Raw genomic sequence first — 24,917 nt, forward strand, 5'->3', positions numbered from 1 at the left:
TTTTATAGTACAAAGGCTGTGAAAGAGAGTAGTACATCAGTAGTGTTCTATTCAGGGAAGAAATGTCATAGACTGAAAGCATTTCTATAGAAAAGCTGATCGAATTCGCTCTGGAGCTGGCACCGGAAACACAGATCTCTGTAAAGGTGACCCGGGACGTCCCGTTATTGAAAAATGAAGTGAACTGTCTGATCTGCTGACAGTTAACAAGGGTGGTACCGCGAACCTTCGTCCCTTCTATTTGGGATGAGGGTTTTTTTGTGCTGTTTTTTTAGTCCAGATATTTCGTATAACGTTATCACAACGATAGGAGGATTGTTATGATTGACCGACTGCAAGAATTGAGAGAAGAAGCTTTACAAGAATTGGAGAAAGCAAGTTCTGTTAAAGATATTGATGAAGTACGAGTGAAATACTTAGGAAAAAAAGGACCAATCACGGAAGTCCTGCGTGGTATGGGGAAGCTGTCGGCAGAGGAAAGACCAAAAGTTGGGCAGTTAGCAAACGAAGTACGTGAAGATATACAAGCGAAAGTGGAAGAGAAAACAGAAGAAATGGAAGCAGCAGCTTTAGAAGCGCAGCTAGCATCGGAACGTATTGATGTTACTCTGCCTGGCCGAGAAGTGAAAAGAGGAGCTCGTCATCCTCTAACTGCAGTCATAGAGGAAATTGAAGATATATTTATTGGTCTTGGCTTTCAGGTTACGGAAGGTCCAGAAGTGGAGACTGATTATTATAATTTTGAAGCTTTAAACTTACCTCCCGACCATCCGGCGCGTGATATGCAAGACTCGTTTTATGTAACAGATGATATGCTCTTACGGACGCAAACTTCCCCCGTACAAGCGCGGACGATGGAAAAACATAACGGAGTGGGACCGGTTAAAATTATCTGCCCCGGCAAAGTGTACCGTCGGGATGATGATGATGCCACTCATTCCCATCAATTTATGCAAATAGAGGGGCTTTACGTAGATAAAGGGGTAAGAATGAGTGACTTAAAAGGAATCTTGAATACATTTGTTAAGAACTATTTTGGAGCCGAAAGGAATATACGTCTACGGCCAAGCTTTTTCCCTTTTACAGAGCCTTCCGTAGAAGTGGACGTCTCATGCGGTATTTGCGCGGGTGAAGGATGTCGTGTCTGTAAGCAATCTGGCTGGATTGAAGTGTTGGGAGCAGGAATGGTACACCCTCGTGTATTAGAGATGAGCGGCTTTGATGCGAAAGAATATAGTGGATTTGCATTCGGAATGGGTGTGGAGCGATTTGCATTATTGAAGTATGGCATTGATGATATCCGTCATTTCTACACAAATGATATACGTTTTCTGGATCAATTTAAACGGGTGTAAGGAGGCAAAAAACATGCTTGTATCATATGAATGGTTGAAAGAATACGTAGAAATAGGGGATTTGACTCCGGAAGAGGTAGCTGAAAAGCTGACCCGCGGCGGCGTAGAAGTAGATGTGATTATTCCGCGAAGCGAAGGACTTGATCACGTAGTCGTCGGTTATGTAGAAGAGTGTCAACAACACCCTAACGCAGATAAATTGAATATTTGTCAGGTCAATACAGGGGAAGAAACGGCACAGATCATATGCGGTGCTCCTAACGTGGCAGCTGGGCAGCGCGTTGCTGTAGCCAAACCAGGAGCGCGGCTGCCTGGAGGAATCAAAATAAAGAAGGCAAAACTAAGAGGGGAACGTTCAGAAGGAATGATTTGTTCCCTGCAAGAGTTAGGAATTGAGCAAAAACTAGTGACGAAAGAATTTATAGATGGGATTTATGTCTTCCCGGAAGAGGCCAAGGTAGGGGAAGATGCTGTCGAACAATTGGGTCTCCGCGATACGGTGTTAGAGCTAGATTTAACACCTAACCGTGCTGACTGTCTTAGCATGATCGGGGTTGCCTATGAAATGGCAGCGTTATTAGATCGAGAAGTACGTCACCCAGGGAATGATTTTCACGAGTCTGAAGAAGCAGCATCCGACGTGGTATCGGTTCATATCGACGTACCGGAAGATAACCCATACTATGGCGCACATGTCATTAAAAATGTCACCATTAAGCCTTCTCCAATGTGGATACAAAATCGTTTAACAGCAGCTGGAATTCGTCCGATTAATAATGTCGTGGATATCACCAACTATGTATTGCTAGAGTACGGTCAACCGCTTCATGCATTCGATCTTCATCGGTTCGGCTCCAACCAGATTGTTGTTAGGCGAGCAGAGAACGGAGAAAAAATAACGACCTTAGACGACGAAGTTAGGACGTTAACGGAAGATCATATGGTCATTACGAATGGTACAGAACCAACAGCCTTAGCCGGTGTCATGGGCGGTGCATTCTCGGAAGTGCAAAATGACACCACCACCATTTTATTAGAAGCCGCATATTTTACCCCATCCAGAGTGCGAAAAGCTTCAAAGGACTTAGGACTCCGTAGTGAATCAAGTATCCGATTTGAAAAAGGGATTGACTCAGGACGGGTGGAAGAAGCAGCAGAACGAGCGGTATCATTGTTAGAAAAGTATGCAGACGGGGTGGTCCTAAAAGGAAAAGTGCATGAGGATTATCGCCCGAAAGAGCACCGGACAATAACTACTACTTCAGAAAGATTGAATCAAATCTTAGGCACAGATTTAAAAGCGGATGAGATGCTCTCCATCTTCAGGCGTTTACGTCTAGAGGCAAAAACAGAAACAGAGGATCGTTTAGTAGTAAACATCCCGTCACGGCGGCCAGATTTAGAAATTGAAGAAGATCTTTCCGAAGAAGTGGCACGGTTATATGGTTATGACCGTATTCCTGTTACGTTGCCAGAGGGAATAACCACGCCTGGGTCACTAACCCCTGTGCAGAAAAAAAGACGTAAAGTACGCAGATATTTGGAAGCAAGTGGGTTACACGAAGCCATTACTTATTCCTTAACAAGTAAGAAAAAGACACAACAATTTTTATTGAATGATGTTTCAGGAACCGTCGAAGTATCTTTACCAATGAGCGAAGAACGTAGCACGATGCGGACTAGTTTGATTCCTCATCTATTGGATGCTGTTCAATATAATCAGAACAGACAAATGAATGATACGGCAGTATTTGAATTAGGGTCAGTATTTATTGGAGAAGAAGGCGAACTAACAAGACAGCCGGAAGAAAAAACAATGCTTGGAGCAGCCATAAGCGGTACATGGGAAGTGCAATTATGGCAAGGAGAAAAGACAGAAACTGACTTTTATGTAGTGAAAGGGATAATTGAAGGATTGTTTGAAGAACTACAATTCTCCCATGCTCTTTCGTTCACTCCTTCTAAAAAGGGTGAGCTTCACCCGGGACGTAGCGCAGACATTCTGTTCAACGATCGGAATATTGGGTTTATCGGCCAAGTTCACCCACGAACAGCGAAGGAATGGGGGCTTAAAGAAACATATGTATTTCAATTAGATTTGGATCTTCTCTTAACGGAAGAGACTAATACTCTTTCATATGAACCGCTTCCTCGTTATCCATCTATTGCCAGAGACATTGCATTAGTAGTTAATAAAGATATTCCTGCTGCAGAGGTGAAAGAAGTAATAGAGAACGCGGGAGGAACTCTACTGAAAAATGTAACTCTCTTTGATCTGTATGAAGGGGAAAAATTAGAAGCCGGCAAGAAATCATTAGCGTTTTCCCTTGTTTACTTAGATCCTGAGCGTACATTGACGGATGAAGAAGTAACAAAAACACACGAAAATGTACTTGTCGACCTAAAAGAAAAGCTAGATGTGGAATTGAGAAGATAGATCCAATCAAGGGAAGGTTATACACCATACGAAACAAGAAAGTATCATTTGTAGAAATTTGTCTCTGTGTCCCTCTAGAAGAAATGGGATTATAAGTCATATGCAAAGCTTACCGCCTCTTGCGGGCATGAGAAACCGCAGGAGGCGACTCATTTTCACGTGAGGTACATACGTCCTGGTCGTAACATCTTAAATCGTTTTTCATTCTTGATTGATTCTGCTATGATAATGGGTAGGTATTTTCGCAGAGGACGGGGGGTTTCTCCGGTGGACGAAGAAAAGAATATAAATCGTACGACCGTTAGCATATATGGACAACAATATACCATAAAGGGTGAGTCGCCTTCGGAGCACGTGAAAGTTGTCTCTGAGTACGTAGATTCGAAAATGAGAGAGATTAAGAAGAAAAATCCATATCTGGATACGACGAAGCTGGCAGTCTTGACTGCGTTAAACACAGCAGATGAATATATAACACTAAGAGAAAAGCTGAAAGAGGACGAGAGTAATAAGAGAGATGGGGAACGTTAAATCATGCTTAGTTTATTGCTGCTTTTGATTTTGGTTGGAAGTTTCTTTGTGGGATTAAGAAGAGGCTTTGTCTTGCAGCTCATCCATTTTGTCAGCTTTTTTATTGCTTTATTTGTTGCTTTTTATTTCTATCGGGATGTAGCTGAATACTTGCGCCTCTGGCTTCCTTATCCCCAAATATCAACAGATGGAGATAATGTTATCTCTATGATGATAGAAGCGTTCGATATGGAAACTGTTTATTATGCTGGCATATCTTTTTTTCTATTGTTTATAGCTGCTAAAATTCTTCTGCAAATTATTGGATCCATGCTGGACTTTGTGTCTCATATACCTGTACTACGAACAATGAACCGGTGGCTAGGAGCTCTATTTGGATTAGCAGAGACGTACTTAATTTTATTTATCTTACTTATTACAGCAGCTCTTATACCTATAGATTATGTGCAGCAGACAATAAATGAGTCGTGGGTTGCCAGTCTTATGGTGAATCATACTCCGTTTCTATCGGACTGGTTGAAACAATTATGGTCAGAAGGGATTTAAAAGAGGCTGGGACAAAAGTATTTAAATGAAAGATAAATCCGAACAACTTATGTTGTCGCTTTGTCAAAATACTTCGCTTTCCGCGGGCACGGCTTCAGCTTCCTCGGAAAGCGAAAACGGCTTTCCTGCGGGATCTTCAGCTCGTGCTGTTCCCGCTGGAGTCTACGTATTTTGACTACGCTGATACACTGCGTTTATGAAACGGGTGACTCCTTCGACATGTGATCGTTCGTCTTTAGAGTTGACTATTCTAGTTTTGTCCCAGCCTCTTTGTTACAACCCTTTGTACGCATAGTATCTATACATTTTTGTTCTCTTGACCAGTAGGAGGTCTGGGAAATGAATAAGAAAGAACTTATCAAACATTTAGAAACAATAGCGGTCTATTTGGAAATAAAAGGGGAGAATTCTTTTAAAGTTTCTGCTTATCGAAAAGCCGCTCAAGCTCTGGAACAAGATGAGCGTTCATTGGCACAAATCGAAGCCCCTTCAAAGCTATCCGGTATAGGTAAAGGGACTGCTGCTATTATTGAAGAGATAAGAACGACGGGTACATCAGATTTATTAGAGACGTTAAAAGCTGAAGTGCCGTCAGGTTTAATTCCGTTGTTACAGTTGCCGGGCCTCGGTGGTAAAAAGATTGCGAAGTTGTATAAAGAATTGGAAATTACTGATGCAGCTACTTTACAGAAAGCTTGTGAAGAAAAGAAAATACAGAAATTGGCTGGCTTTGGAGCGAAAACAGAAGAAAATATAGCAAAAGCTCTCGAAGAAATGAACAAACGTCCAGAACGACTGCCGATTAGTTTTATGCTAGAAGCAGCAAGACAATTGGAACAAGAATTGAATAACATTCATGAAGTGAAGCGATATGAAAGAGCAGGGAGCCTGCGCCGCATGGAGGAAATGATAAAAGACTTGGACTATATTATAGCAGTAGATGATCCAGAACCTGTTCGAAAAGCATTAACCGAGTCACGTTTTGCTCAGAAGATAATAGCGGATGGTTTATCTAAAGTCTCCATTGAGTGTGACTTTGGTATGCCTGTACAAGTTGACTTTCGCTTAGTAGATGATCAATCTTTTGCTACTACGCTTCACCATTTCACTGGCTCCAAGGAACATAATGTTCAAATAAGACAGCTGGCAAAAAAACTTGGCCAAAAAGTGAGTGAGTATGGGATTGAAGACACGGAAACGGGAGAACTTTATACTTTTTCGACAGAGTCAGAGTTCTTTTCGCACTTCGGGCTTCACTATATTCCACCTGAGGCACGAATAGGAAAAGATGAGTTGCGCCTTTTTGAGAAACCTTATGAGCTTCTGTCTCTATCTCACATTCGCGGGGATCTTCATATGCATACAACGTGGAGCGACGGTGCTGAATCGATTGAAGAGATGGCAGAGGCAGGTCGGGAAAAAGGATACGAATGGATGGCGATTACGGATCATTCGAAATTCCTTCAAGTCGCTCATGGCCTTAATGAAGAGAGAGTCCTTCGTCAAATAGAAGAAATTAAACGAATCAATAATAAGTATGATGATTTTCATTTATTAGCGGGAATTGAGATGGATATCCGTCCCGATGGAACCCTCGATCTTGACGAATATGTGTTAAAAGAATTGGATGTGGTGATTGCATCCATTCATTCCTCCTTTAATCAATCTGAAACAGAGATCATGAATAGGCTTGAAGCAGCGTTGAACAGTCCATATGTAAATATAATTGCGCATCCAACAGGCAGGCTGATAGGCCGTCGAGAAGGTTATAAAGTAAATGTCGATAGTTTAATCAGACGAGCCGGTGAGACAGGTACCGCCCTAGAGCTTAATGCTAATCCAAATCGTCTCGATCTGTCTGCGGAGTGGCTGCGTAAAGCCTCTGAACACCAAACAAATATAACGATAAACACAGATGCCCATCATACGGGGACTATGAATCATATGGAAATTGGAGTTAGTATTGGTAAAAAAGCGCTCCTTACGCCAGAACAAGTTATAAATACATGGACTTATTCAGACTTGATTGCATTCTTTACTCATAAACGACAAGAGCTAACATAAGTCATTTGGAAGGATGAAGTGTATGGATGCACGAGTGCTGCGTGTATTGGAATATGACAAGATGAAAGAACAATTGAAGGCACATGCGGCTTCTTCATTAGGATTAAAAAAAATTGATCAATTAGCCCCTTATACAGAGTATAAAACCGTGAAGCGTGAATTAGACCGTACGCAAGAAGGAGCGAAAGTATTACGGTTGAAAGGGAAAGCGCCTTTAGGAGGGATACGTAATATTACCCCTCATATTAAACGGGCTCAAATAGGGGGCATGCTGAATGCTGGTGAGCTGTTAGAAATAGCTGATACCTTGTACGCGGGAAGACGTTTGAAATCCTTCATCGAAGGAATGATAGAAGACGAAATTGAGCTGCCGTTATTAGGAGAAATGGTAAGCTACATTGTACCGTTACAAGAAATAGAACGTGCTATTAAACAGTGCATCGACGATCATGGGGAGATCATGGACAGCGCTAGTCATACGCTAAGAAACATCCGTCAGCAAATACGTACGAGTGAGGCGGAAGTGCGTTCGAAGCTAGAACAACTTATCCGTTCTACAGGTCAACAAAAAAAGCTCTCGGATGCCATCGTGACGATACGTAATGATCGATACGTTATCCCGGTTAAGCAAGAATACCGATCGTCTTTTGGTGGTATTGTTCACGACCAATCCGCTTCAGGGGCGACTCTGTTTATTGAGCCTCAGTCTGTAGTAAATATAAATAATGCATTGCGTGAAGCAAGGGTGAAAGAACGAAAAGAGATAGAACGTATACTTGAAGAGCTATCTGAACATGTAGCCGGTCACACGGATGAATTATCTATCAATGTAGACTACTTAGGTGAATTGGACTTTTTGTTTACAAAAGCATACTATGCCGAAGAGCAAAAGGCTGTACCCCCTCGTTTAAATGACGAGAGCCGGTTTCGTTTTAAACAGGCTCGTCACCCATTGATTAATGAAGAGGAAGTTGTACCGATCGACGTAGAATTAGGAGATGTCTTTTCTTCACTAATCATTACTGGACCTAACACGGGAGGAAAAACGGTTACCTTAAAAACAGTAGGACTATTAACTTTGATGGTGCAATCCGGTTTATATATTCCTGCAGATGAAGATTCAGAAGCCGCCGTTTTCAAAAACGTATTTGCAGATATAGGAGACGAGCAGTCCATTGAACAAAACTTAAGTACATTTTCTTCCCACATGACAAATATTGTAGATATTTTAAAGAAAGTAGACAATGAAAGTCTTGTATTGTTTGACGAAATAGGAGCAGGCACTGATCCAACGGAAGGAGCTGCGCTTGCTATTTCCATATTAGACGATGTGTACGAACGAGGAGCCAAGATTGTTGCTACCACCCATTACAGCGAGTTAAAAGGGTATGCTTATAACCGAGAAGGCGTAATGAATGCAAGTGTGGAGTTTGATGTCGACACTTTGCGACCTACGTATCGTCTGCTTATTGGAGTTCCAGGACGAAGTAACGCTTTTGCGATATCAAGACGCCTCGGGTTAGAGGAAAAAATTATCCAATCGGCAGAAGCAGAGATTAACACAGAAAGTCGTCAAATCGAGAATATGATTACGTCTCTTGATGAGAAGAGACGCGAAGCAGAACAAGAGATGGAAGTATCGAAGGATATCAGACAGCAAGCGGAACAACTTCATCGCGAGCTTGATCAGAAACTAAAAGAATTAGAACAGAACAAGCAGAACATTTTAAAACAAGCGGAAGAGAAAGCAGAAGCGGAACTGGAAAAAGCAAGAAAAGAGGCCGAAGAGATCATCAGTGATTTACGTCAGCTTCAAAAAGAAGGACGAAGCATTAAAGAGCATCAATTAATCGATGCAAAAAAACGAATGGAAACGGCATCTCCTGAATTAACAAAACGTCAACAAGCAATCAAAAAACAAGCGGAAAAGAACCGAACCTTTGCCCCAGGAGATGACGTGAAAGTCACCAGCTTCGGGCAGAAAGGACAAGTTCTCAAAAAAATTAGTGATAGTGAGTACCAGGTCCAGCTCGGAATAATGAAAGTCAATGTGAAAGCCGAGGACATGGTGAAAATAAAAGAAGAGCCGGTGAAACAGCCTTCACGTCCAATCACATCTGTCTCCAGTAAACCAGCAGTAAAGCCAGAGCTTGATTTACGTGGTGTTCGTTATGAAGATGCAATGAGGCAAGTAGAGAAGTATTTGGATGATGCTGTACTCGCTGGATACCCTCAAGTCCATATTATCCATGGAAAAGGGACAGGCGCCTTAAGAAAAGGAGTCAAGGAACTGTTGAAGAAGCATCCTAGCGTCAAGGAAACGAGAGACGGCGGGATGAACGAGGGTGGCCTTGGTAATACAGTAGCACGCTTGAAATAGGCATTACATGGAGGAGAGGCGTTTTGGAAAGACTAGCTAAAATATTAATCGCTTGCTGTATTTTATTCTTGCTGGCTGGAGCGATTTACTTACTATTCTTTGCGTAAGCTGTGTGCTTACGCTTTTTCTATTGGAAGATCATAAAGTATAGATACAATATGTCGTAATGTTTGACCCCGTGTTTCATAAACTGAGTAAAAAAGGAATAAGGGGAAGGAGGAAGATTTAGGAAGCTGAGCTGAACATTTTCCTTAAGGGGGAGAAAAAATGACGAAACGAAAGAGGTGGCATGACTCTTATCCTGAGGATGTACCTGTTTCTATCCAGTATGACGAGAAACCGCTTCATTCATATCTGGAGGAGGCAGCTGATCGATATCCTCATAAAACAGCACTTCATTTTATGGGTAAAAAAATGACATATTCACAAGTGTACCAGGAGGCATCGAATCTATGTGGTCACTTAATAAAGCTTGGAGTGACAAAAGGAGAGCGTATAGCTGTGATGCTTCCCAATTCACCCCAGGCAGTAATCAGTTATTATGCTGCTTTAATGACAGGTGCCATAGTGGTGCAAACCAATCCTCTATACGTGGAACGGGAATTAGAACACCAGATGAAAGATTCAGGTGCTAAATGGATCATATGTCTTGATTTACTCTATCCTCGAATAAAAAAAATACGTAATGTTACCTCTCTCCAGCACGTCATCATAACAAGTTTGAAAGACTATCTTCCCTTTCCTAAAAATGTCCTCTACCCACTTTCTCAGAAGAAAAATAATAATAGGAATCGTGACACGAACAACGATAAGAATGTTCATTCTTTTCGCTCCTTGGTAAAGCAAGGAACTACTTTAAAAACAAATGTGGTCATTAATCCACAGGAAGATTTGGCTTTATTGCAATATACAGGAGGTACAACTGGCACAGCTAAAGGAGTCATGCTTACTCATTACAATTTAGTAGCTAACGCTCTACAATGTCAGGCTTGGATGTCCAAAATGAAAAAAGGGGAAGAAAAAATGCTTGCTGTTCTGCCTTTTTTTCACGTGTATGGGCTGACAGTAGTAATGAATCTTTCTATTATGCATGTGTGTCAAATGATTATTCTTCCTAAATTTGACGCGGATCTCGTGTTGAAGTCTATTCATAAACATCAAGTTACTTTATTTCCAGGCGCTCCTACGATGTATGTGGGGCTTATTCATACATCGTCCTTGAAAAAGTATGATTTGTCTTCTATTGAAGCTTGTATTAGTGGTTCAGCCCCCTTGCCAGGTGAAGTACAGGACACGTTTGAAGCTTTAACGCACGGTAGGCTTGTGGAAGGATATGGTTTAACAGAGGGCTCTCCAGTGATTACTGCAAATCCCATTTGGGGGGGAAGAAAAACAGGAAGCATTGGCATCCCGTGGCCGGATACAGATGTATGTGTCTACTCTTCCGATGGTACATCGGTTCTCCCTGCCGGAGAGATTGGAGAACTAGCTGTTCGAGGACCTCAAGTGATGAAAGGATATTGGAATCACCCAGAAGAGACAACATCCGTTTTTATAGATGATTGGTTATTAACGGGGGATATGGGCTACATGGATGAAGATGGCTATTTCTATATCTCAGATCGTAAAAAAGATATGATCGTGGCAGGCGGGTTTAATATATTTCCTCGCGAAGTCGAAGAAGTTCTCTATGAACATCCTTCCGTTCAGGAAGCGGCAGTGATCGGTGTGAGGGATCCGTACCGGGGGGAAACGGTAAAAGCATGTATTGTAAGGAAAAAAGGAGAATCAGTTACAGAAGAAGAATTAGATGCATTTTGTAGAGAACACTTAGCGGTATATAAAATACCACGCTTATTCGAATTTCGTCAGAGTTTACCGAAAACGACAATTGGAAAAGTTCTAAAGCGAAAACTGTTAGAGGAAGAATCTCACAATGAGTAAGGAAGACAATGTGTATGTCCTTATACAAAACGAATAACATATTATCCTATGAATATAAATGATCCCAAACCTGTTTTTTATTTTCTCTGTGAATGGCAGGGAACGATAGTACGTTAGGAAGGGATAATAATGAATATTTACGTTTTACTGAAGCGGACATTTGACACAGAGGAGCATATTGAAATAAAGAACGGACTTGTGATAGAAGAAGGCGCAGAATTTATTATCAACCCTTATGATGAATATGCTATTGAGGAAGCCATCACACTGCGCGAGAAACATGGCGGCACGGTAACCGTAGTGACGGCCGGAACAGAGAGTTGCGAAAAAGAATTACGCACTTCATTAGCTATGGGGGCAGACCGAGCTATTCTTATTAATTTAGAAGACGTACAAGAAGCAGATCACCATACGATTAGTGAACTGGTGGCAGCTTATTTAAGCAAGCAGGATGTAGATATTATACTTGGTGGAAATGTATCTGTGGACGATGGAGCAGGCCAAGTTGCTTCTCACGTGGCGGAAAAACTTGGAATAAACCAAGTGACCGCTATTACCGGTTTGAAGTTAGCGGGTAACAATGTTCAGATAGAAAGGGATGTAGAAGGAAATGTAGAGAAGATTGAAACATCTCTTCCTATATTAATGACATGCCAACAAGGATTAAATGAACCTCGCTATCCTTCTCTTCCAGGGATCATGAAAGCAAAAAAGAAACCACTGGAAAGAATAGAGCTGAAGGACCTAGATATAGGAGAAAGTCAGTGGAAGCCAAAAACAGAAACAGTGGAGCGTTTTCTTCCTCCTCCAAAAGAAGAAGGGAAAGATATTGAAGGGGAAGCCGAGCAACAAGCAAAAGAACTGGCACGAGTATTAAAGAAAGAGATAAAAGTGGTAGGACGGGGGGAGGATTCATGACACACCATGTTTTTGTTTTAGGTGAAATGAAAGACGGGACCGTTCGTTCAGTGTCAATAGAAGCATTAGCCGCAGCCAGGAAAATAGCTGGAAATCATCCAGTTACAGGTATTCTTTTTGGAGAGCATGCTAATGAAAACAGCGATATCATGATACAACATGGAGCAGACGAAGTAATCACTGCCGATCATCAAGCTCTCCGTCAATATACAACAGACGGGTATAGTCAAGCGTTATTACAAGTGCTTCCTGATAACCAGCCGATTGTTCTTGTAATAGGACACACTGCAATAGGGAAAGACCTATCACCCCGAGTGGCGGCAAAGATAGGTATGGGCTTAATAACTGATATTGTCTCCTTAGAGGTGGTAAATGGAAAACCTATTTTTACCCGACCTATTTACGCAGGAAAAGCGTTTGAAAAGAAAACATTTAAAGAAACATCGGGGTTAGTAACGATACGGCCAAACAATGTAGAACCTTTACCAAAGGACCAATCCCGTCACGGAAAGAAGAGTCATGTGCAAGTGAACATAAAAGATATAAGGACAGTCGTGAAGGATGTGATGAAGAAAGCGGGGGGAGGGACGGACTTATCAGAGGCTAAAATCATTGTTGCAGGAGGGCGAGGTGTAAAAAGTGCGGAGGGATTTAAACCACTTGAGGAGTTGGCTGATGTATTAGGAGGAGCTGTGGGAGCCTCTCGTGGAGCTTGCGATGCCGGTTATTGTGATTATGCGTTGCAGATTGGTCAGACTGGAAAAGTAGTGACTCCGGATCTCTATATTGCTGCAGGTATTTCAGGAGCTATTCAACACTTAGCGGGAATGTCTCATTCAAGAGTAATTGTCGCCATAAACAAGGATCCAGAGGCTCCTATCTTTGATGTGGCTGATTATAAAATTGTGGGAGATTTATTTGATGTAGTGCCACACATAACAAAACATTTAAAAGACGATGCTTCTGAAAGTTAACTCTTAGGATGCGATACACAGGAGGAATAGAAGAAGAGGCGGGCCCATCAAAAATAGAGGAAAAATACGCAAGCCACTCATACTGGAGTCGATATATGGCTTCAGTTCTTTTGTTTATAGGGGAGGTGGAGTGGGAATATTAAATGAAGCAAGTTATTCGCATGAAATACACCCTGATGCTATAATGGCAATGAGTTTTCGGTACAGAATGTAAAAGGAGGTATTCAAATGGCAATAGTCAATGTAACGGATCAGAATTTTGGAGAAGAAACTTCACAAGGGGTAGTACTTGCAGATTTTTGGGCACCATGGTGTGGACCATGTAAAATGATTGCTCCTGTGTTGGAAGAAATAGATTCTGATATGGGTGACAAGGTTAAAATTGCAAAGCTGGATGTAGATGAGAATCAAGAAACAGCTGGAAAGTATGGAGTTATGAGTATTCCCACGCTTTTAGTGTTCAAGGATGGGGAAGTAGTGGACCAAGTAGTGGGGTTCCAGCCAAAAGAGCAACTTGTCGAGCTACTCAATAAACACATGTAATTGATCATTGGAAACTTCGAGACTGAGCATGTTTCTATATGGAGAAAAGCTGCTGATAAGGAAATCAGCAGTTTTTCTTATCCTATTCAATTACGGCACAGACAACGTAAGGAAAGGACCTTTCGCTGCAACCTTTTAACACTTATGGTTTTTCAGCTGAGAGCGCAAAACTACGTGTTTGTTATGTAAACGTTCATGCCTCCTGCGTAAGCCGACGCAGAAGTCAGCACATCCTGTGCGAGTCAGGGCGCTTGCGCTTTTCTTGTCAAAAAGGAGAGGGAAATTAGTATGGTGAAAGAGAAGCTGGCTGTTCTTCCGGATCAGCCTGGCTGTTATTTAATGAAGGATAAACATGGAACTGTTATCTACGTTGGGAAAGCAAAGGTTTTAAAAAACCGTGTACGGTCCTATTTCACAGGAACTCATGATGGAAAAACACAGCGCCTGGTAAATGAAATCGCAGATCTTGATTATATAATTACTTCTTCTAATTTAGAAGCACTTATCCTAGAAATGAATTTAATTAAGAAGTATGAACCGAAGTATAATGTACTTTTAAAGGATGATAAATCTTATCCTTATTTAAAAGTTACCAATGAAACACATCCTCGCTTAATTATTACTCGCAAAGTGAAAAAAGATGGCGGGAAATATTTTGGTCCCTATCCCAATGCGAGCGCAGCAAATGAAACAAAAAAGCTTCTGGATCGTTTGTATCCGCTACGAAAATGCCGGACTTTACCCGATAGAGTATGCCTTTATTATCATATTGGACAATGCCTTGCTCCATGTGAGTTCAATGTAACGAAAGAACAAAATAGTGAATTGGTTGCACAATTAGTACGGTTCTTAAATAATGGCCATCAGAAAGTGAAAAAAGACCTCCAAGAAAAGATGATTGAAGCCTCAGAGGATTTGAATTTTGAACGAGCAAAAGAATTAAGAGACCAAATTCAGCATATTGATGCCGTTATGGAAAAGCAGAAAATGACAATGAATGACCAAGTCAGCCGTGATATATTCGCTTATACGTACGATAAAGGCTGGATGTGTGTACAAGTTTTTTTCGTTCGTCAAGGTAAGCTAATAGAAAGAGATGTATCGATTTTTCCATTTTACAAGGAACCGGAAGATGACTTTTTAACTTTTCTCGGTCAATTTTATTTGAAGGAAGAGCACATGAAGCCAAAAGAAGTATTGCTTCCGGAATCCATTGATCCTAAATTGGCTGAACAATTACTAGATGTAAAGGTCCTGCAGCCAAAACGAGGAAAGAAAAAAGAATTAGTCCAACTTGCAGAAAAAAATGCGGACCAAGCCTTGCGTGAGCGGTTTGCTTTAATAGAAAGAGATGAAGAGCGAACAGTGAAAGCTGTGGAGCAGCTTGGTGAAGCTTTGCAGATAGATCCACCTCGGCGTATCGAAGCCTTTGATAATTCAAATATACAAGGAACGAATCCGGTGTCAGCTATGGTCGCATTTGTTGATGGTAAACCTGCGAAAAAAGATTATCGAAAATACAGGGTGAAGAGCGTCAAGGGTCCGGACGATTATGCCTCTATGGAAGAAGTGATTCGAAGAAGGTATGTTCGGCTGTTAAAGGAAAATGCGCCTATGCCAGATCTAATTCTTGTAGATGGAGGCAAAGGGCAATTAAGCGCAGCCAAAAATGTGCTCGTTCATGAACTCAACCTCCATATTCCTGTAGCTGGCATGGCAAAAGATGACAAGCATAAAACATCTAACTTAGTATTTGGGGAGCCTGTACAGGTGATTGAACTCGAACGAAACAGCCAGGGCTTTTATTTGCTGCAACGGATTCAAGACGAAGTGCATCGCTTTGCCATTACATTCCATCGAGAGACTCGAAAAAAGAGTATGTTTACGTCTGTTTTGGACGACATTCCAGGAATCGGCGAGAAAAGAAAAAAACGATTACTGCGTCATTTCGGATCCGTAGCTAAAATGAAAGAAGCTACAATAGAAGACTTTCAAAAATTGTCGATTCCTGAAACAGTCGCGAAAGATCTTATGGATGCTCTCAAAAAAAGCTATTAAAAAGCCCTTTTTCCATTGGCGGAAAGGGCTTTTACTATTATTTGTCCCATTGGACATGAAATGTCACTTTGTTTTTTTCTCTTGATATGTAAGTAACAGCGGGTCTGCCTTTGATTTGTTCTATCTGCTCTGCAATGTAACCTGCCTCTAAGTGACGACTAATTTGGTTCGATTTTTCAATTTTCATTTCTAAATAAATAGAGCGTTTCTTCTCATTTACAAGTCGAAGTTCACCCCAGCCGGCTTTTTTAAAAAAAGTAACAATGTCATCCAGTTTCTCGAGAGGATACTTGCGAGCGATTGTCTTTCCTCCCCAATACAATATGTCATCTTCCTCGCTCCCAAATAATTCGGGAAGCAAGGTGTAACGGAGAAGTTTATAACCAAAATCAGATTCCTCATTCCCGGTGTAATCCATTAAAGACCATCCTTTCCCCAAAATTATTATAACCGCAAATCACTCAAAACTCTATGGTCTCTCTTGGAAAGAAATGATATACTTAAGCCCGAATTCTTCCGGAGGTACTGCTATGAAAAATTTGCTGACACCTTTTCGAATGATTATTATAAGTTACGTTCTTTCAATATTTTTATTTAGTATCTTATTATGGCTTCCTGTATCACACAAGCCAGGTATAGATTTAACTTACATGGAAGCTCTTTTCACTTCTGTATCAGCTGTCAGCGTAACGGGGCTCACGATTGTGAATGTTTCAGAATCACTAAGTGTCACAGGAGTGATCTTTTTAGCACTTGCAATGCAAGTGGGCGGGATTGGAATTATGACCCTTGGAACATTGGTGTGGATGTTATTTGGAAGAAAAATAAATTTATCTCAACGTCTGCTTATCATGGTTGACCAAAACCAATATCAGTTTTCTGGAATGGTGAAGTTAATGAGGGGAATTATGCTGCTCGCATTGGCGATTGAATTTGTCGGCGCCCTCATTTTGGGAACATACTATCTGCAATATTTTGAAACAGCTGGGGATGCTTATTATCAAGGAAGTTTTGCAGCGTTAAGTGCCTTCACGAATTCTGGTTTCGACATTACAGGTCAATCGTTAATTCCATTTGCAAGCGATTATTATGTACAATTTATTGTTATCTTGTTAATTTTTCTTGGTGCGATAGGTTTCCCGGTACTTATGGAAGTAAGAGAGTATTTTATCACAAAAGAGAGGCATTATAATTTTAGTCTTTTTACGAAAGTAACGGTTACTACCTATTTCTTCATTTTTATTATTGGAGGCATTGGAATTTGGCTTTTAGAAAATGGCATGTATTTTGACGGCCTGGCCTGGCACCAGCAGTTATTTTACTCTATGTTTAATTCGGCTACTGTGAGAAGTGCCGGATTGTCAACGTTGGATGTCTCGGAATTCACGCTGCCCACCTTACTATTTATGTCATCGTTAATGGTAATAGGAGCAAGCCCTTCTAGTGTGGGGGGAGGGATACGGACAACGACAGTAGCCGTTATGTTTTTGTCCTTGAAAAGCTTTGCCCTAGGTAAGAACGATGTCAAAGTATTTGGCAGGGAAATAGATCCGGAAGATAAACAGAAAGCTTTTATGGTTATCTCCTTCTTTATTTTTGGTCTTTTCACAGCAGTTACCGTTATCAGTGCGTTGGAACAAGGGAACCAATCTGTAGATTTAATAGATATAATTTTTGAGACTAGTTCTGCGTTTGGAACGTGTGGATTGTCTACTGGGGTTACTGCAAATTTGTCCACCGGAAGTCATTTTGTGTTGATGGCTCTCATGTTTATTGGGCGTGTTGGAATCATAGCGTTTTTGTTTTCTGTGAAAAGGAAGGATACAGAATCACACTACAGGTACCCTACCGAGCGAATCATCATTGGCTAATCTGATGTAAGGAATGATCACGAACGCTTTAGAAAAGATGATAATAGATGACAGAATCTTGACTCGCTATAAAACTGGGAGTACAATAAATTTGTCGGATTTATGAAAGGGACGTTGATTAATGCTGATTCGTCAGACCAATCAGTCTTCTATCAATTCCTTTTTCGACATTCTTCCCGGTTGGCGGGGTAAATGAATACGAATGGCTCCAGAGGATAGGGTGTTCCTGATACATAAAATTTTGTTACGATAAGCAGTCTGCCGAGCGCAAACATAGACTGTTTTTCTTTTGGGAATAGTACGGTAAAGGCATGAGGAACATGAAACTTACCCTCTGGAAGAGAACGGGGAGGTCGTTTTAATAAAGTAATTTACTGCAACCTAAAAGAAGTACGTAGAAAAAGGAAAAAAATTATTAGGGGGAAAAGTTGGCATGGCAGAAAACCGTGAATTTATGAATCGCAGACTTCATTCCTTGCTGGGCGTCATTCCTATAGGGGTGTTTCTTACCCAGCATCTTATTATCAATCACTTTGCAACGCAAGGAGAAGCCGCCTTTAATTCGGCTGCAGGATTTATGGGAAATTTGCCTTTCGTAATTTTCCTTGAATTTATCTTAATCTATATTCCAATTCTATTCCATGCTATTTATGGTCTCTTTATTGTGTTTCAGACGAAAAACAATACGAAACGGTATGGATACTTTCGTAACCAAATGTTCCTTTTGCAGCGCATTACAGGCGTGATTCTTGTTGTATTTATTGCTTGGCACGTATGGGAAACCCGTGTGCAAGCTGCTTTAGGTGCGGAAGTGAATTATGATATGATGGTTGATATATTGAGCAGTCCTTTTATGCTTATCTTTTATATTATTGGTGTAATATCTGCTACATTCCATTTTGCAAACGGATTATGGTCTTTCTTCGTATCTTGGGGACTTACCGTCAGCCCTCGATCTCAGCATATTATGACATATGTCTCAATAGTCGTGTTTGTCGTACTTTCAATTATCGGTATGAGAGCACTGTTCGCTTTCGTTTCCTGATTCATTTAGCCAATAATTAAGGAGTGGGTTTCATAATGAGCAAAGTTATTGTAGTCGGTGGCGGACTTGCTGGTCTAATGTCGACAATTAAAGCAGCAGAAGCAGGGAAACAAGTAGATTTGTTTTCAGTTGTCCCTGTTAAACGTTCACACTCTGTTTGTGCCCAGGGGGGGATTAACGGAGCTGTTAATACAAAGGGGGAAGGGGACTCTCCATGGGTTCACTTCGATGACACGATTTACGGCGGTGACTTTTTAGCGAACCAACCACCGGTAAAAGCGATGTGTGAAGCAGCACCTGGAATTATTAATTTACTTGACCGGATGGGTGTAATGTTTAACCGTACTGCGGAAGGACTTTTAGATTTCCGTCGCTTCGGAGGTACACAGCATCACCGTACAGCTTTCGCTGGTGCTACGACTGGTCAGCAGCTCTTATATGCTCTTGATGAACAAGTTCGTCGTTACGAGGTTGCTGGTCTCGTTAATAAATACGAAGGCTGGGAGTTTACTTCTGCAGTGATTGATGATGAAGGTCGTTGTCGAGGTATTACTGCTCAAAACCTTCGTACGATGGAAATGGATAGCTTCCGTGCGGATGCTGTCATCATGGCGACTGGTGGTCCGGGGATCATTTTCGGTAAATCAACGAACTCCGTAATCAACACAGGCTACGCTGCTGCAAAGCTGTATGAGCAGGGCGTTTATTATGCAAACGGTGAATTTATCCAAATTCATCCGACTGCTATACCAGGAGATGACAAACTTCGTTTAATGAGTGAATCTGCTCGTGGTGAAGGTGGTCGTGTTTGGACATATAAAGACGGTAAACCTTGGTATTTCCTTGAAGAGAAGTATCCAGCTTATGGAAACCTCGTTCCTCGTGACATAGCAACTCGTGAAATATTTGATGTGTGTGTAAACCAGAAACTTGGTATCAACGGAGAGAACATGGTGTATCTGGATCTGTCCCATAAAGATCCAAAAGAGCTTGATATTAAGCTCGGAGGCATCATGGAAATATACGAGAAATTTATGGGGGATGACCCGCGTAAAGTTCCAATGAAAATCTTCCCTGCTGTCCATTATTCTATGGGTGGTATGTGGGTTGATTATGATCAAATGACAAACATACCTGGACTGTTTGCAGCAGGTGAGTGTGATTATTCTCAGCACGGAGCCAACCGTTTAGGTGCGAACTCTTTAGTTTCTGCGATTTATGGCGGAATGGTAGCTGGTCCGAATGCTGTCGAATATGTAAATGGATTGGAGAAATCTTCTGAGGACTTGCCTTCTTCCATATATGATGCTGAACTGAAGAAGGAACAAGAAGCTTTTGATGATATCATGAACATGGACGGCACAGAAAACGCTTATGTTATTCACAAAGAGCTTGGCGAGTGGATGACAGACAACGTAACAGTGGTTCGCCATAACGAAACTCTTCTCAAGACTGATGAGAAGATCCAAGAGCTAATGGAGCGCTGGAATAATATCAATATGATTGATACTGCAAAATGGAGCAACCAAGCAGCTTCTTTCACACGTCAGTTGAAAGGTATGTTGAATCTGGCTCGGGTCATTACTCTTGGTGCGTACAATCGTAACGAGAGCCGCGGTGCTCATTTTAAACCTGAATTCCCAGAGCGTAATGATGAAGAGTTCCTTAAAACAACAAAAGCAAAATACAATTCTGCGAAAGGCGGTCCCGACTTCGAGTATGAGGATGTAGATATTTCTTTAATCCCGCCTCGTAAACGTGACTACTCTAAGAAGTCCGCGGTCGCTAAGCAAGGAGCTGATAAATAATGGCTGACACAAATAAAAAAGTCCGGTTTATCATCACTCGTAAAGACAGCCCGGAAAGTGAATCATATAAAGAAGAATTTGAAATTGAATATCGTCCCAATATGAACGTCATTTCAGCCCTTATGGAAATTCGTCGTAATCCGGTGAATGCTCAGGGTAAAACAACAACCCCTGTCATTTGGGATATGAATTGCCTTGAAGAAGTATGTGGGGCATGTTCTATGGTAATCAACGGCAAAGCTCGTCAATCATGTACTGCGCTTGTAGATCAGCTTGAACAACCGATTCGTCTTGAACCAATGAAAACATTCCCTGTCGTAAGGGACTTGATGATTGACAGAAGCAGAATGTTTGATTCCTTGAAGAGAGTGAAAGCGTGGATTCCGATTGATGGAACGTATGATCTCGGGCCAGGTCCACGTATGGCTGAGAATAAGCGTCAGTGGGCATATGAACTCTCAAAATGTATGACTTGCGGTGTTTGTCTAGAAGCTTGTCCTAATGTAAATGATAATAATGACTTCATTGGACCGGCACCTCTCTCTCAAGTACGTCTCTTTAACGCTCATCCTACTGGTGAAATGAATAAAGCAGAACGTCTGGAAGCCTTAATGGGAGACGGTGGACTTGCCGATTGTGGTAACGCGCAAAATTGTGTGCAATCTTGTCCAAAAGGAATTCCTTTGACAACTTCCATTGCCGCGTTGAACCGTGACACTGCATTGCAATCATTTAAAAACTTCTTTGGAAGTGACAAGCTATAAGTTTGGGTTATATCGTCCCGCAGGGCATTCCTGCGGGGCCATTTTATTTTTGGTTCTGTAAAAGTTTTTGGGGTTATTAATCATTTTTCTCTACAGGTTAGATGGCTCTCTAAGGCTCGTTTGTACCACAGGCACAAGAGCGACATCAGTTCAAGCTACACTACGCTTGCTTTCACTGAGTCTTCTCAGCAGACGTCCCGCAGGCGTCTCACCTGTTCGCCATCAACCTTATTTAAGAAATGGAAGAATCTAATCCTATTCACCCCAACTTTTGTTTTAGCACCTTATTTTTAAGGTTTTAATATTAGAGCACGAGAAGTCAATGAAATAGTAGAGTGGTGAGAAAATGGCGCAGATTCCATATATTAAGAACTGGAATGAGTGGCGGGAAGGATTTTCCTTTCATACTGAAGTGAAAATTCGTTTTTCCGAGACCGACGCTTTTGGTCATGTGAATAATACAAATGCCTTCGTGTATTTTGAAGTTGCTCGTTTAGAGTATCTAGAGTCTCTTGGTTTAAGAGAGGATCTGAAAGAAACAGATAGTAAATATATGTGTGTTGTGGCTGATATGCATTGCAACTATTTAAAACAGATTACATATGGTGATATATTAACAATTTATACGAAAATAGTGCGGATTGGCAGGACTTCAATAGATATTCATTATGTAGCCGAAAACCAGTTGGGGGAAGCGTGTTTAACGGCTAGAGGGGCTATTGTTCAAATCAATCGAGCGAACGGTAAGTCAGCAGCATGGAGTGAAGAACAGAGAACAATATTACGACGAGAGTTTGAAAAAAAAGGAACAGTATAGAAACAATAAGCAAGCCCTGTTTAATAGGCCGTATCGTACCCCTCATTTCGTAGGAAGAAGGACACAAAAAGCTAGTCATAAGCATACAATGATGCTGACTATATTCTTTCCATACTCCGACCCTTTCCCTATTAGTGAAAGACGGGGATCAGCCTTGTCGAGAAAGGGTGAAGCCATTGAGGGAGATGGACAGAGGATCCCGTGGGATGCTGACAAAGCGAGAACGGGAAGTTTTTGAGTTACTAGTTCAGGATAAAACAACAAAAGAAATAGCAGCTCAGCTATTTATAAGTGAAAAAACAGTTCGTAACCATATATCAAATACGATGCAGAAGCTGGGTGTTAAGGGGCGTTCTCAGGCAGTTATTGAACTAATTAAGCTTGGGGAGATTAAAATTTAATACAGGGTGTTTTTGAAAAGAGGGGGTCAAGTGAAGATATGGTTCACACTTGGTTCTCTTCACTGTATATGTATGGTATAGCTGCCGTTTTTTAATGCTGAACGGCAGCATTTTTACATCGTTTAAACGACATATTAGCAGCGGAATTATTTTCGGCATCTTGTCAGACAGGTAGAAAAGAGAGAAAATAAGAAAGGATTTATAGTGAAATTCATATAGAAATTGAGGGACGCATTGTGAATCGACCAATTGGTATTATAGATTCAGGAGTTGGAGGTTTAACAGTAGTAAAAGAAATTCAACGTCAATTGCCAAAAGAAGAATTGGTATATATAGGTGACACGGCACGCTGTCCATATGGTCCGCGGCCAGTAGAAGAAGTAAGACGATTCACTTGGCAAATGATCGATCGATTAATCCATCAGAACATAAAGATGTTGGTTATTGCCTGTAACACAGCAACTGCCGTCGTACTAGAAGAAGTGAGAGAAACATTGTCCATTCCTGTCGTTGGAGTCATTCGTCCAGGAGCAGCAGCTGCATTGAAAGCAACAGAGAATGAACATGTAGCTATCATCGGTACAGAAGGTACGATTAAGAGCAAAGCATATCTTCATGAACTTTATAAGATTAACGAAAACATAACGGCCCACAGTCTGGCTTGCCCATCTTTTGTCCCTCTCGTAGAAAGAGGGGAATATGAGGGATTCGAATCATACCAAATGGTAAAGCGTACATTGGAACCATTAATGAATAAACGTTTTGATACACTTATTTTAGGTTGTACTCATTATCCGCTATTAGCGGATGTGATCCAGAAAGCAATAGGGAGTGAACGGTTTCTGATCTCTTCTGGAACGGAGACCGCGAGAGAGGTAAGTACTCTTTTATATCACAATGACATGCTGTTTACAGGAAATCGGACCCCTTGTCATACTTTTTATACCACTGGTTCACCAAATTCCTTTACCATGATTGCCAACCGGTGGCTTGACACACACATCGATCATCCATTAACCATACACCTTGGTGAAAATGCAAGCTTCTTTTCGTCATAAGGGCAATGCATCTCCTTTTTTTATTCTGTGGTCTAATTCTTCCTAGAGCTCGTATAAATAGTAGTACAAACTGCTCTGGGAGGGAGACTAACCATGAAAACAAAAGGATTATTGGGAGCAGCTTCTTTTCTGTTCCTATTATTTTTACTGCAAGGATGCGGGTTTGGAAACGATGGCAGCTCGGAAGAAATGGATGCTCCGCCACCTCAAGAAGATCCTGCCCTTTGGGAAGAAGAATTAATAGAAGGTGAACCGGATACAAGTGAATTGCCGAATGAAGAAGCAGAAAGTGAAGAAGCAGAAAAAGAAAAGTCCGCCACAGAACAGGAAGAGACAGAGGAGGGAACAGTGGAAAGGGAACTTTATTTGATGAGTGAAACTGGATTGGTCGTACCACACACTTTTTCTCTCCCCAAGGAAGAAGGGGTGTTACAGCAATCGCTCGAATACTTGGTAAAGGACGGCCCTTTAACCTCCATGCTTCCTAACGGATTTCAAGCTGTTTTACCTCCTGGTACAGAAGTAGATGTTCATTTAACGGAGGAAGGAACTGCTATTGCAGATTTTTCTCCCGAATTTAGAGATTACGATCCAAATCACGAACAGGCTATGTTAGAGGCTATAACTTGGACATTAACTCAATTTGAGAACGTGGATGAAGTGAAAGTTCAAATTAATGGATATGAACAGGAGACAATGCCAGTCGCAGATACGCCAATAGGAACAACTTACAGTAGAGAGAACGGTATTAACCTGGAAAGCTCTCATGTGTCAGACATGATGCAGAGTAACAGTGTAACCTTATATTTCTTAACACAGGCAGGGGACGAGTCTTATTTTGTGCCCGTTACGCGTCGTGTGAATACTGAAGAAGAGAAGTCTTTATTAGATACGGCTATCAATGAGCTAGTGAAAGGACCTCATGCGAATAGTTCATTACATGGTGTTATCCGTGAGGGAGCAGCTTTAGAAGCTGCTGCTACGGTAGAAGGTGATACGGCATCGTTGGTATTCAATGAATCGTTGTTAACAGAACAAGAGGGAACAGCCATCTCACAAGAGACTCTTCATGCTATTGCTTTAACAGCTACGGAAATGGAAGGAATCGAAAATATTAATTTGAGCGTGGAAGGAATGGATAATGTGATGGAGGTAAGTGGTGACACGTTGTCGGAGCCTCTCGCAAGACCGGCAGCTGTGAATGCTGCTGAGACATCGCATTAACTAGAAATTTCTGCTATAATTCAAGAGACTTATAGAGGCGGCATTGCTGCCTCTTTTTGTACGAAGTTAGGAAGTATACAATATTGGGGTTTTTTATAAGAAAAAAGCTCTCGAGAAAAACTAGCGTTTAACAGAAATAAAACCTTGAAGGTTTGTATAAGTGATAGGATAGGAGGAAG

At 41.3% G+C, this 24,917-nt stretch carries 20 protein-coding genes and 1 other annotated feature; of the genes, 19 read left to right on the forward strand and 1 reads right to left on the reverse strand.

What is annotated here, in order from left to right:
• The first annotated feature begins 9 nt into the window (after window positions 1–9).
• Window positions 10–239: a binding site (T-box leader), on the forward strand.
• An 81-nt stretch (window positions 240–320) separates the two neighbouring features.
• The 11 genes from pheS (at window position 321) to uvrC (ending at window position 15,750) form a co-directional block, all read left to right on the forward strand.
• Window positions 321–1,355, forward strand: coding sequence for a phenylalanine--tRNA ligase subunit alpha (pheS, locus tag BM095_RS08045; RefSeq protein ID WP_091660033.1), 1,035 nt, complete (start codon window positions 321–323; stop codon window positions 1,353–1,355).
• A 13-nt stretch (window positions 1,356–1,368) separates the two neighbouring features.
• Window positions 1,369–3,792: a phenylalanine--tRNA ligase subunit beta gene (pheT, locus tag BM095_RS08050; RefSeq protein WP_091660036.1), complete on the forward strand. Its 2,424-nt coding sequence runs from the start codon at window positions 1,369–1,371 to the stop codon at window positions 3,790–3,792.
• Between the two features lie 267 nt (window positions 3,793–4,059).
• Window positions 4,060–4,323, forward strand: a complete 264-nt coding sequence (gene zapA, locus BM095_RS08055) for a cell division protein ZapA (RefSeq protein WP_245757851.1) — start codon at window positions 4,060–4,062, stop codon at window positions 4,321–4,323.
• A gap of 3 nt (window positions 4,324–4,326) precedes the next feature.
• Complete coding sequence (locus BM095_RS08060; protein WP_091660039.1) at window positions 4,327–4,869, forward strand: CvpA family protein; 543 nt, start codon at window positions 4,327–4,329, stop codon at window positions 4,867–4,869.
• Between the two features lie 339 nt (window positions 4,870–5,208).
• The gene (polX, locus tag BM095_RS08065; protein WP_091660041.1) at window positions 5,209–6,933 is read left to right on the forward strand and encodes a DNA polymerase/3'-5' exonuclease PolX; all 1,725 of its coding nucleotides are present in this window, start codon (window positions 5,209–5,211) and stop codon (window positions 6,931–6,933) included.
• A gap of 22 nt (window positions 6,934–6,955) precedes the next feature.
• A complete protein-coding gene (locus BM095_RS08070; RefSeq protein WP_091660044.1) occupies window positions 6,956–9,313 on the forward strand; it encodes an endonuclease MutS2 in 2,358 nt (785 codons plus the stop codon).
• A 267-nt stretch (window positions 9,314–9,580) separates the two neighbouring features.
• On the forward strand, window positions 9,581–11,257 hold the full coding sequence (locus BM095_RS08075; protein ID WP_091660046.1) for an AMP-binding protein: 1,677 nt from the start codon (window positions 9,581–9,583) through the stop codon (window positions 11,255–11,257).
• A gap of 129 nt (window positions 11,258–11,386) precedes the next feature.
• Entirely contained in the window at window positions 11,387–12,175 is a 789-nt protein-coding gene (locus tag BM095_RS08080; protein WP_091660049.1) for an electron transfer flavoprotein subunit beta/FixA family protein, read from the forward strand.
• Entirely contained in the window at window positions 12,172–13,149 is a 978-nt protein-coding gene (locus tag BM095_RS08085) for an electron transfer flavoprotein subunit alpha/FixB family protein (RefSeq protein WP_091660050.1), read from the forward strand. The genes BM095_RS08080 and BM095_RS08085 overlap by 4 nt, the downstream gene beginning before the upstream one ends.
• Window positions 13,150–13,377: 228 nt before the next feature.
• Window positions 13,378–13,692: a thioredoxin gene (gene trxA / locus BM095_RS08090; protein WP_091660053.1), complete on the forward strand. Its 315-nt coding sequence runs from the start codon at window positions 13,378–13,380 to the stop codon at window positions 13,690–13,692.
• Between the two features lie 288 nt (window positions 13,693–13,980).
• On the forward strand, window positions 13,981–15,750 hold the full coding sequence (gene uvrC, locus BM095_RS08095; RefSeq protein ID WP_218151621.1) for an excinuclease ABC subunit UvrC: 1,770 nt from the start codon (window positions 13,981–13,983) through the stop codon (window positions 15,748–15,750).
• Between the two features lie 37 nt (window positions 15,751–15,787).
• Here uvrC and BM095_RS08100 read toward each other — a convergent pair whose 3' ends face one another.
• Window positions 15,788–16,168 carry a DUF2507 domain-containing protein gene (locus BM095_RS08100; protein WP_091660059.1) on the reverse strand — a complete coding sequence of 127 codons (381 nt, stop codon included), beginning with the start codon at window positions 16,166–16,168 and terminating at the stop codon, window positions 15,788–15,790.
• 112 nt (window positions 16,169–16,280) lie between these two features.
• Between BM095_RS08100 and BM095_RS08105 the strand changes: the two genes are divergently transcribed.
• The 8 genes from BM095_RS08105 (at window position 16,281) to BM095_RS08140 (ending at window position 24,738) form a co-directional block, all read left to right on the forward strand.
• Window positions 16,281–17,621: a TrkH family potassium uptake protein gene (locus BM095_RS08105; RefSeq protein WP_091660062.1), complete on the forward strand. Its 1,341-nt coding sequence runs from the start codon at window positions 16,281–16,283 to the stop codon at window positions 17,619–17,621.
• A gap of 433 nt (window positions 17,622–18,054) precedes the next feature.
• Window positions 18,055–18,666, forward strand: coding sequence for a succinate dehydrogenase cytochrome b558 subunit (locus BM095_RS08110; RefSeq protein WP_091660065.1), 612 nt, complete (start codon window positions 18,055–18,057; stop codon window positions 18,664–18,666).
• Between the two features lie 35 nt (window positions 18,667–18,701).
• Window positions 18,702–20,474 carry a succinate dehydrogenase flavoprotein subunit gene (sdhA, locus tag BM095_RS08115; protein ID WP_091660068.1) on the forward strand — a complete coding sequence of 591 codons (1,773 nt, stop codon included), beginning with the start codon at window positions 18,702–18,704 and terminating at the stop codon, window positions 20,472–20,474.
• Complete coding sequence (gene sdhB, locus BM095_RS08120; RefSeq protein ID WP_091660071.1) at window positions 20,474–21,238, forward strand: succinate dehydrogenase iron-sulfur subunit; 765 nt, start codon at window positions 20,474–20,476, stop codon at window positions 21,236–21,238. The genes sdhA and sdhB overlap by 1 nt, the downstream gene beginning before the upstream one ends.
• A gap of 346 nt (window positions 21,239–21,584) precedes the next feature.
• Window positions 21,585–22,055 carry an acyl-CoA thioesterase gene (locus tag BM095_RS08125; RefSeq protein WP_091660073.1) on the forward strand — a complete coding sequence of 157 codons (471 nt, stop codon included), beginning with the start codon at window positions 21,585–21,587 and terminating at the stop codon, window positions 22,053–22,055.
• A 185-nt stretch (window positions 22,056–22,240) separates the two neighbouring features.
• Window positions 22,241–22,456, forward strand: a complete 216-nt coding sequence (locus tag BM095_RS08130; RefSeq protein WP_177194777.1) for a helix-turn-helix domain-containing protein — start codon at window positions 22,241–22,243, stop codon at window positions 22,454–22,456.
• Between the two features lie 236 nt (window positions 22,457–22,692).
• Entirely contained in the window at window positions 22,693–23,514 is an 822-nt protein-coding gene (racE, locus tag BM095_RS08135) for a glutamate racemase (RefSeq protein ID WP_091660079.1), read from the forward strand.
• 93 nt (window positions 23,515–23,607) lie between these two features.
• On the forward strand, window positions 23,608–24,738 hold the full coding sequence (locus BM095_RS08140; RefSeq protein ID WP_091660082.1) for a GerMN domain-containing protein: 1,131 nt from the start codon (window positions 23,608–23,610) through the stop codon (window positions 24,736–24,738).
• Window positions 24,739–24,917: the final 179 nt, after the last annotated feature.

It is taken from the genome of Alteribacillus iranensis (assembly GCF_900113025.1).
In the GTDB taxonomy this organism is placed as follows: Bacteria; Bacillota; Bacilli; order Bacillales; family Marinococcaceae; genus Alteribacillus_A; species Alteribacillus_A iranensis.

What these genes read in the sequence shown, in the direction of transcription:
- polX (WP_091660041.1), top strand. Translation starts at nt 5,209, where the DNA reads ATGAATAAGAAAGAACTTATCAAACATTTAGAAACAATAGCGGTCTAT.
- BM095_RS08100 (WP_091660059.1), bottom strand. Translation starts at nt 16,168, where the DNA reads ATGGATTACACCGGGAATGAGGAATCTGATTTTGGTTATAAACTTCTC.
- sdhA (WP_091660068.1), top strand. Translation starts at nt 18,702, where the DNA reads ATGAGCAAAGTTATTGTAGTCGGTGGCGGACTTGCTGGTCTAATGTCG.
- BM095_RS08060 (WP_091660039.1), top strand. Translation starts at nt 4,327, where the DNA reads ATGCTTAGTTTATTGCTGCTTTTGATTTTGGTTGGAAGTTTCTTTGTG.
- BM095_RS08105 (WP_091660062.1), top strand. Translation starts at nt 16,281, where the DNA reads ATGAAAAATTTGCTGACACCTTTTCGAATGATTATTATAAGTTACGTT.
- pheS (WP_091660033.1), top strand. Translation starts at nt 321, where the DNA reads ATGATTGACCGACTGCAAGAATTGAGAGAAGAAGCTTTACAAGAATTG.
- BM095_RS08075 (WP_091660046.1), top strand. Translation starts at nt 9,581, where the DNA reads ATGACGAAACGAAAGAGGTGGCATGACTCTTATCCTGAGGATGTACCT.
- BM095_RS08130 (WP_177194777.1), top strand. Translation starts at nt 22,241, where the DNA reads ATGGACAGAGGATCCCGTGGGATGCTGACAAAGCGAGAACGGGAAGTT.
- BM095_RS08070 (WP_091660044.1), top strand. Translation starts at nt 6,956, where the DNA reads ATGGATGCACGAGTGCTGCGTGTATTGGAATATGACAAGATGAAAGAA.
- BM095_RS08140 (WP_091660082.1), top strand. Translation starts at nt 23,608, where the DNA reads ATGAAAACAAAAGGATTATTGGGAGCAGCTTCTTTTCTGTTCCTATTA.
- uvrC (WP_218151621.1), top strand. Translation starts at nt 13,981, where the DNA reads ATGGTGAAAGAGAAGCTGGCTGTTCTTCCGGATCAGCCTGGCTGTTAT.
- BM095_RS08085 (WP_091660050.1), top strand. Translation starts at nt 12,172, where the DNA reads ATGACACACCATGTTTTTGTTTTAGGTGAAATGAAAGACGGGACCGTT.
- pheT (WP_091660036.1), top strand. Translation starts at nt 1,369, where the DNA reads ATGCTTGTATCATATGAATGGTTGAAAGAATACGTAGAAATAGGGGAT.
- trxA (WP_091660053.1), top strand. Translation starts at nt 13,378, where the DNA reads ATGGCAATAGTCAATGTAACGGATCAGAATTTTGGAGAAGAAACTTCA.
- sdhB (WP_091660071.1), top strand. Translation starts at nt 20,474, where the DNA reads ATGGCTGACACAAATAAAAAAGTCCGGTTTATCATCACTCGTAAAGAC.
- BM095_RS08110 (WP_091660065.1), top strand. Translation starts at nt 18,055, where the DNA reads ATGGCAGAAAACCGTGAATTTATGAATCGCAGACTTCATTCCTTGCTG.
- BM095_RS08125 (WP_091660073.1), top strand. Translation starts at nt 21,585, where the DNA reads ATGGCGCAGATTCCATATATTAAGAACTGGAATGAGTGGCGGGAAGGA.
- BM095_RS08080 (WP_091660049.1), top strand. Translation starts at nt 11,387, where the DNA reads ATGAATATTTACGTTTTACTGAAGCGGACATTTGACACAGAGGAGCAT.